General features: G+C 36.3%; 1 protein-coding gene. It reads right to left on the bottom strand.

Features of this window, described 5'->3' with window-relative positions; all coding sequences use genetic code 11:
• The coding region (locus KSP9073_RS18000) for a hypothetical protein (protein ID WP_207771520.1) at positions 1-191 on the bottom strand (191 nt) is incomplete at its 3' end.
• Between the last annotated feature and the right edge of the window lie 206 nt (positions 192-397).

Genomic DNA, 397 nt, shown 5'->3' with positions numbered 1-397 from the left:
ACCATACACTCTAAATAACGGTTCAGATACCCTGTACCGACATAGTTTCCTAATCGATAGCCTTCAACGCCGAATCTTGCGTATTTTTGCGCTAATTTTGAACAATCAGTTACGTTCACTGCTAACTCTTCTACTTTGCGGTAACCGCTTAAGATACGTTCAAAAGGTTCTAAAGTGATTTTTGCTTCCATATTCTTCCCCGTCCATCTTCCACATACTTCATATCATTTCATATGATACTTATGCTCTCATCATACCACAGGTTGAATTAGAATAGAAAATAAATCACACAAAAAAACAAGACAATCTGTTAGTGAGATTGTCCTGCTTTTTGAAAAAGACTGAATGCTTTTCGTTAAAACTGATTGCTTAGTCTTCTAATGCCACATTATGGAAC

The organism is Kushneria phyllosphaerae, from assembly GCF_900312995.1.
GTDB lineage: Bacteria > Pseudomonadota > Gammaproteobacteria > Pseudomonadales > Halomonadaceae > Kushneria > Kushneria phyllosphaerae.
The sequence above is the reverse complement of the archived record's forward strand: the minus strand, read 5'-3'. Positions and strand labels throughout refer to the sequence as shown.